This is a genomic window from Pseudactinotalea sp., from assembly GCF_048594945.1.
Taxonomy (GTDB): Bacteria; Actinomycetota; Actinomycetes; order Actinomycetales; family Beutenbergiaceae; genus Pseudactinotalea.
This window is the reverse complement of the sequence record NZ_JBMDXJ010000077.1, coordinates 1-6,515: the sequence shown is the minus strand read 5'-3', so window position 1 is coordinate 6,515 and position 6,515 is coordinate 1. Positions and strand designations below refer to the sequence as shown.

The following is a 6,515-nucleotide window of genomic DNA, read 5'->3' as shown; positions in this document are numbered from 1 at the left end:
CAACGTGGAGCGGGTCTTCCGCCGCATCCGGCAGTTCGGCGGGCCCGGTCGTCAGGGCGGCGGCGTGTCCGGCATCGAGATGGCCCTGCTCGACCTGGCAGGCAAGGCGTACGACATTCCCGCCTACATGCTCGCGGGCGGCAAGTACCGCGACGAAATCCTGGTCTATGCCGACACGGTCTCTGATCCCGACCCCGAGGCGATGGCACGCACGCTGCTGGAGCGTCAGGCACGCGGCTTCAAGATGCTCAAGATGGACATCGGGCTGTCGCTGATCTGGGACGTCCCGGGCGCCGTCATCGCGAATCCGCGTGAGCGCAAGCGGCATCCGAAGGATCTGCCGTTCACCATGCACCCCTTCACGGGCACGCACATCACCCCGATCGGCGTCGACTACATCGCCGACTACGTGCGACGCGTCCGCGACGTCGTGGGCTACGAGTTGCCGATCGCGGCCGACCACTTCGGCTACATGGATGTCGATTCGTGCATCCGGCTCGGACGCGCCCTCGAACCGTACGCGCTGGAATGGCTGGAGGACATGATCCCGTGGCAGTTCACCCAGCAGTGGCGCCAGCTCACCGAGTCGGTCGCGACGCCGACGTGCACCGGGGAGGACATCTACCTCGCCGAGGGCTTCAAGCCGCTGCTCGACGCCCAGGCGATCCGCGTCGCCCACCCGGATCCGGCATCGGCGGGCGGGGTCCTGGAGACCAAGAAGATCGGCGATCTCGCCCAGGGGTACGGGATTCCGATGGCGTTGCACCTTGCTGCGACGCCGATCGCGACGATGGCCTGCGTCGCGATCGGAGCCTCGACCGAGAACTTCCTGGCCCTGGAGTTCCACGCCGCGGACGTGCCGGACTGGAGCTCGCTGGTCACGGGGCTCTCCGATCAGATCATCGTCGACGGCTACATCCCGGTGCCCGACGCGCCGGGTCTCGGCTTCGGCGACATCAACGAGGAGATGTTCATGCGCTACCTCGACCCCGACGATCCGCAGTTCTTCCCCGACAGCAGCGCGTGGGACCGCGAGTGGAGCTACGACCGCCCGTGGGGCTGACGGTGTGAGGATCGCCGAGATCCTGCCGCTGGACCGGGCGGAGACGCAGTTGTGGCCGCTCATGCGGCAAGCGGGAATCACCGACGCCGTCGCGTCGTTCGGGCGCACGGTGGATGGCCGCGCCCGCGACGGGACGGCGGCGGCCTGGGAGTACTCGAGCGTGCGCGCGTTGTACGACCGTTACGCCGAGCAGGACCTCGATGTCGGGGTCCTCGAGTGGCGGCCCCCGCTGAACCTCACCAAGCGCGGGCTACCCGGTCGCGACGAGGAGATCGCCCAGGTCGTCACGATGCTCACGAGCATGGGACGGGTCGGGATCCCCGTCTGGTGCTACGAGTGGATGACCGACTTCAACTGGGCGAGAACGGGAACGTCGGCCTCGCGCGGCGGGTCGGTCGTCACACGTTTCGACCTCGACGAGGTGTCGCCCGCGACCACCCCGCAGGGGCCGATCTCGGACGACGAGCTCTGGGACAACCTCGAGTACTTCCTGCGCCGGGTGATCCCCGCCGCGGAGGACGCCGGCGTGCGGCTCGCGATGCACCCCGACGATCCGCCGCTGTCGCCGCTGCGCGGGGTGGGACGCATCATGTCCAGTCTTGATGCGTATCGGAGATTGATCGAGCTCGCGCCGAGCGAGATGAACGGAATCACGTTCTGCCAAGGAAATTTCCGGTTGATGACCGACGACATCCCGGCGGCGATCCGCGAGTTCGGCGGTGCAGGGAAGATCTTCTTCGTGCACTTCCGCGATGTCGACGGTGTGGCGGAGCGCTTCACCGAGACGTGGCACGATGCGGGGCCGACTGACATGTACGCGTGCGTGCGCGCATACCGCGATGTCGGTTTCGACGGTCTGATGCGCTCGGACCACGTGCCGACGCTCTACGGCGAGGACCCGGCCGAGGTGGGTTACGGCGTCCTGGGACGCCTGTTCGCAGTCGGCTACATGCGCGGGCTCATCGAGGCCGCGACCGCGGAGGCCGCCTGAGGGTTGAGATTCAGGTCGACGTGCCGAGCGCCTGGGCCGGGGCGGTGAGTCCGAACATCATGTCCCGGAAGCGTTGCGAGACAGATAGTTCGACCGTCCTCAGGTGTCAGGTGCCAGCGCCGCCGTCGAGCAGCCAGTGATAGCGCATGTGCATCGCACGTTCGATGGCGGCGGCCGCCGCGCCGAACCCGAACGCCAGGTTGAGCCACCCCGGAAGGTGCAGGGGTGACTCGAACGAGCCGATCATGTCTGCGATGTAGGGGATCTCAGAGATGGGCTCCGCAGCCTGTAGCACGTTGAGCACTACGCCGGTGAGCAGTAAGAGCACCGAGACCACACCGAGGAGTCCGCTCAGGGCGGGATGCTCGCGACCGAAACGCATCCGCCGGCCCTCGGCAGACTTCGGATGAGGCTCGAGTGGCCGCTGCGAGCCGTCGTGCGCGACGAGATGGCACCGTCGCAGCCCCAGCTGGCTGGTACGGACCTCGATGTGTCCCTGTGCGACCGGGAAGCGCGCGGGTACGCGTGACTGCGCCCGCAGGTGCCCGTCGAGATACAGGCCTGCCCGGACGACGCCGCTTTCAGCGTCACCGCCGTGTTTCACCTCAACCGTGTGTATGACCTGTCGGCCGTCCACCGGCAGTGCGATGGACATGACCGACCGACGCGTCATCTGCCACCAGCGAAACGGTTTGAGCAGCCGCCCGTCACCTGGCTTCACACGTTTGGCGAGCCGACGTTCGTTCCAGCTCGCGCTCACAGCTGCTGCCCCGTCACCGGCTCGACCATTGCAGTACGCGCAGGGCCACTCGCGCGGGTCATCCACCACACCGCGGCGGTGATGACGATCAAAGCGGCGCTGGGCACCAGGTTCGTCATCGAGCCGACTGCTTCGCCCCGGTTCGCAAGCTGGGCGCCGATGTCTTGGTGCAGGGTGGTCGCGAGCACGAGGAACATGACGTTGTAGACGCCGTGGAGGACGACGGCCACTTCGAGGCCACCGGTGCGCCAGGTGACTATTGCCGTCGACGAGAACAGCACCAGGTATGACGTCAGCAGGAACGGGTCCAGCGTGCCGTGTATGAGCGAAAACAGCACGGTCGTCACGACGATGCCGAGGATTGCCCCGGAACGTGCGCCTGGCGCCCAGCTGCCGAGCACCCGGAACATCACACCGCGAAAGCCGTATTCTTCACCCGCTGCTGCCAGTGGTGTGAGGGCCATGCCGATGACGAAGAAGGCGACCAGATCCGGCGTCGTCCATGCTGCCGAGCTGTGCTGGTCCAGAGAGGCGACTGCAACCGCGGCCAGAACCAGGGGCCCGAACGCGAGCAGTGCTCGACCGAACACCCCGTAGCGGAACCGGCCCGCCACAGAGTGCAGCGTCCCGGGCGGCACCCCGTAGAGCACCCGCTGCAGCAGCATGCAGTACGGGATCAGCACTGCCAACGACAGCGCACCGGCTGCCTGCCTCAACGGTGTTGACGGACCCGAACGGCCGAAGAATTCCCGGTCGATGATCACCGAGATCTCGGTCAGGAGAACCGCAAAGCCGACAAATCCGACCATCAGCAGCGCGAGGGCAACGATGCCACGCAGGACGACGCGTCGTTGTCCTGCGTACACCCGGTGGTATTCGACGCCGCCGGGGATCCGCGGTGTCGGGTGGGGATCATCGCCCTGCAGAATCCAGGGTCGGGTCCGGGTGTTCATCGTCTGCTCCTCGATAATCTCGACGGGTGGCCGCCGGCGCCCAGCGCTGACGCAGATACGATCTGCCTGAACTAGCACGCTGTACTAGTGGATCGGGGTTGAAACTAGCACAGTGTGCTAGATCGGAGGAGGAGGTGCCGTCCCGATGGGTGTGACGAGGCAGAGCACGCGCGACAAGATCCTGATCGCCGCTGCGACGATGCTCGGTGAGGATCCGACCTCTCGGCTGAGTGTGCGCGCAGTCGCTGCGCGCGCCGGGGTCAGCGTCGGCTCGCTTCGCCACTTCTTCCCGACCCAGCGGGCCCTGGTCGACACCGTGATCGCCGGAATCTACGACTTGGACCTGCCCGACGATCCGATGCAGGACACCACCGGCGATCCCGGTGAACGTCTCGTGGCCTGCCTTCAGTTGCTGCTGTCACAGGTGGGTACCGGCGAGCGGGCCCGGGAGCACTGGCGCTCCCTTCACGACACCTACGTCGCAGCAACGCCATCGGCGGATGCCACCCATTCTTTCCTCGCGCTCGAACGCCTTGCGGTGCACCGCATCGCGCGATGGCTCGGGCTCCTGCGCGACGAGGGCGCGCTGGCCCCGGGCGATCTCGACGCGCAGGCGCGGTTTCTGAGCACGGTGGTCAACGGGCTGTCCTTCGAGCGTGCGCTCCCGGGGGACCGTGAACGGCTCCCCTTCGAGTTACAGACGCTCCGCACCGCCGCTGAGGGCATCCTGCGGCGCACGAGGTGAAGCACCGGGCCCGGAGCCCTGGGCCGGTCAGGCTGTCGCGGGCACTGCTGTCACCCCAGGAAGGGTCTCTACCGTTGCGCGCCGGAACACCAGCCGCCCGTCACGCCACAGCGCGGTACCCACGTGCGCCGGCCGCTCGGGAGAATCGGCGTGAAACGGTCGCACCCGCCGTAGTGACGCGGTGAGCACTGTGCCGACCTCGATGGTGGGCGGCGCCAACCCCAGCATCTTCGCCGGATTCGTCGACACGAGATCGATCGCGTGAGCCAGGGGCACGCCATGAGCGCGGGCCAGAACGTGCGGCGCGGAATGCATTGCGGTCGGCAGATAGTCCGAGCAGAGCACGTCGCACACTCCGGCCTCGATTGCCTCTGCCGCAAGCACGTTGCCCGTTGACGTCGAGCGGCCGCGTAGAGCGTTGGGAGCACCGAGCACCACTGCCATGCCGAGTTCGTGCGCTCGGCGCGCCGCCGCCATGCTCAGCGGGAACTCGGCAACCCGCGCACCGAACGCGAACGCTTCCTCGATGTGTTCCTCGGTACGGTCGTCATGTGTGGCCAGCAGGATGCCGCGGTTCGAGGCGAGCGTCGCCACCGCCTGTCGGCGTTCGGCGATACGACTCAACTGCTGCGCGTCGACGGTGAAGATCTCCGCGACCTCGGCTTCGGACACCCCCCAGTCCTGGGCGTAGAAGGCCTGGGTCTCGGCCAGTGACGAGAACCTGCTGCGCGCCACCGAGGTCTCCATCATGGAGATCAACGCCACGCGTGATGAAACTGCTAGCACGGCGTGCAGCGCATCCACGGCGCCCTCGTCGGTGAGCTCCACGCGGGCGTGAATCCGCCAGTCGCAGGACAGTAGCGGCGCCAGCTCTTCCAGCACCGCGGCCAGCACGGCCGCGTCGGCGATCGCGATGCCTTTGCGCGGAGAGTCTTCGCAGCGGGCCGCGATGCAGACGGTGGTGATGCCGGCGGCGGCGCATTCTGCGTCCAGCACCGGGATGATGGCCGCGTGGTCGAGCGACACGGTGGCTCGGGGCCGGCGGCGCTGCAGCAGGTTGTCCAGGTGCAGGTCGACGGCACCGGGCACCAGGAAGAGGTCGTCACCGGCGGCAGCCTCCGCGGTGATGTCCTCGACGCGGCCGTGTGCATCGAGGGTCACGATCGCATTCGGAATCGCTTCGCGCCCAGCGCCGGGAATGACGGTGACGCCCTCGATCACACAGTCTGCCATGCTATTTCTCCTTGTCTGAGTTCGCCGACCGCGGAGGCGATCGACGCGAGTGTGCTGTCGGCGGCGGCGGTCACGATGACCGCCGCGCCGGCGGTGGTTGCTTCGAGCAGCCAGGTGGCAAGAGCCCGGTGCGGGGCGTATTCGTCGGGCCTGTCGAGAACCACGAAGGGTCGGTCGGCGACCAGGGCGGCTGTCAGCGCCACCAGATGGCGCTGGGGGGAACGCAACCGACCCAGTGGTGTCAGCGCCACGTCAGCGGCATCGAGGCGGGCCAACCCGGCCGCGGCGACCTCGGAACTGCAGCGCGCTGCCCGGGCGACTGCGGCCTGGGCCGGCAGTGTGGGGGCGGTGTTCAATGGGCCGTCGAAGGTGGCGATGTGGTGGGCGCGCAGCCACGCCACCGCGCGGGGGTCCGCCCCGGTCAGGTCCGCCTCGCCACGGTCGCCGAGTCGCAGCGTCACCTCGCCGGCGTCCGGCCGGTAGACCCCGGTCAGACAGCGGGCCAGGGTGGTGCGGCCCGAGCCGGCGGCCCCGCGGATCAGCGTGAGCTGACCACCGGCCGCGTTCAGTGCCGCACCGCGAAGGACGTCGGCGCCGTTGTCGAAACGCTTCGAGAGCCGGACCGCTGTGATGGTCGTCGTCGCGATGGTGGTGGTCATGTCAGCCTCGAAGACACGAGAAGTCGGGTGTAGGGATGCTGGGGATCTTCGAGCACTTGCTCGGTGATGCCCTGCTCGACGATGCGCCCGTGGTGCAGCACGAGCACACGT

The 6,515-nt window shown here is 67.8% G+C and carries 8 protein-coding genes; 3 read left to right on the top strand and 5 right to left on the bottom strand.

Going from position 1 to position 6,515, the window contains the following annotated elements:
- Together ACOJSN_RS03525 and ACOJSN_RS03520 are read left to right on the top strand one after the other, a co-directional pair.
- Positions 1-1,063: mandelate racemase/muconate lactonizing enzyme family protein (locus tag ACOJSN_RS03525; protein WP_420111125.1), on the top strand; the 1,063-nt coding region annotated here is incomplete at its 5' end.
- A 4-nt stretch (positions 1,064-1,067) separates the two neighbouring features.
- A complete protein-coding gene (locus ACOJSN_RS03520; protein WP_420111124.1) occupies positions 1,068-2,054 on the top strand; it encodes a mannonate dehydratase in 987 nt (328 codons plus the stop codon).
- Between the two features lie 106 nt (positions 2,055-2,160).
- Here ACOJSN_RS03520 and ACOJSN_RS03515 read toward each other — a convergent pair whose 3' ends face one another.
- Both ACOJSN_RS03515 and ACOJSN_RS03510 read right to left on the bottom strand, forming a co-directional pair.
- Complete coding sequence (locus ACOJSN_RS03515) at positions 2,161-2,814, bottom strand: hypothetical protein (RefSeq protein WP_420111123.1); 654 nt, start codon at positions 2,812-2,814, stop codon at positions 2,161-2,163.
- Positions 2,811-3,767, bottom strand: a complete 957-nt coding sequence (locus ACOJSN_RS03510; protein ID WP_420111122.1) for a CPBP family intramembrane glutamic endopeptidase — start codon at positions 3,765-3,767, stop codon at positions 2,811-2,813. Before ACOJSN_RS03510 ends, ACOJSN_RS03515 begins: the two co-directional genes overlap by 4 nt.
- A gap of 145 nt (positions 3,768-3,912) precedes the next feature.
- Between ACOJSN_RS03510 and ACOJSN_RS03505 the strand changes: the two genes are divergently transcribed.
- Positions 3,913-4,512, top strand: a complete 600-nt coding sequence (locus ACOJSN_RS03505) for a TetR/AcrR family transcriptional regulator (protein ID WP_115279143.1) — start codon at positions 3,913-3,915, stop codon at positions 4,510-4,512.
- Positions 4,513-4,539: 27 nt separating this feature from the next.
- Here the strand turns inward: ACOJSN_RS03505 and ACOJSN_RS03500 are convergent, their stop codons facing one another.
- From ACOJSN_RS03500 to ACOJSN_RS03490, 3 genes are read right to left on the bottom strand one after another with little or no spacing between them, the layout of a single operon-like run.
- On the bottom strand, positions 4,540-5,745 hold the full coding sequence (locus tag ACOJSN_RS03500) for an alpha-D-ribose 1-methylphosphonate 5-triphosphate diphosphatase (RefSeq protein ID WP_420111121.1): 1,206 nt from the start codon (positions 5,743-5,745) through the stop codon (positions 4,540-4,542).
- Positions 5,730-6,404 (bottom strand): ATP-binding cassette domain-containing protein, encoded by a 675-nt coding sequence (locus ACOJSN_RS03495; protein ID WP_420111120.1) that lies wholly within the window; start codon positions 6,402-6,404, stop codon positions 5,730-5,732. Before ACOJSN_RS03495 ends, ACOJSN_RS03500 begins: the two co-directional genes overlap by 16 nt.
- A complete protein-coding gene (locus ACOJSN_RS03490) occupies positions 6,401-6,505 on the bottom strand; it encodes a hypothetical protein (RefSeq protein WP_420111126.1) in 105 nt (34 codons plus the stop codon). The genes ACOJSN_RS03495 and ACOJSN_RS03490 overlap by 4 nt, the downstream gene beginning before the upstream one ends.
- Positions 6,506-6,515 lie beyond the last annotated feature (10 nt).

What these genes read in the sequence shown, in the direction of transcription:
- ACOJSN_RS03505 (WP_115279143.1), top strand. Translation starts at nt 3,913, where the DNA reads ATGGGTGTGACGAGGCAGAGCACGCGCGACAAGATCCTGATCGCCGCT.
- ACOJSN_RS03510 (WP_420111122.1), bottom strand. Translation starts at nt 3,767, where the DNA reads ATGAACACCCGGACCCGACCCTGGATTCTGCAGGGCGATGATCCCCAC.
- ACOJSN_RS03500 (WP_420111121.1), bottom strand. Translation starts at nt 5,745, where the DNA reads ATGGCAGACTGTGTGATCGAGGGCGTCACCGTCATTCCCGGCGCTGGG.
- ACOJSN_RS03495 (WP_420111120.1), bottom strand. Translation starts at nt 6,404, where the DNA reads ATGACCACCACCATCGCGACGACGACCATCACAGCGGTCCGGCTCTCG.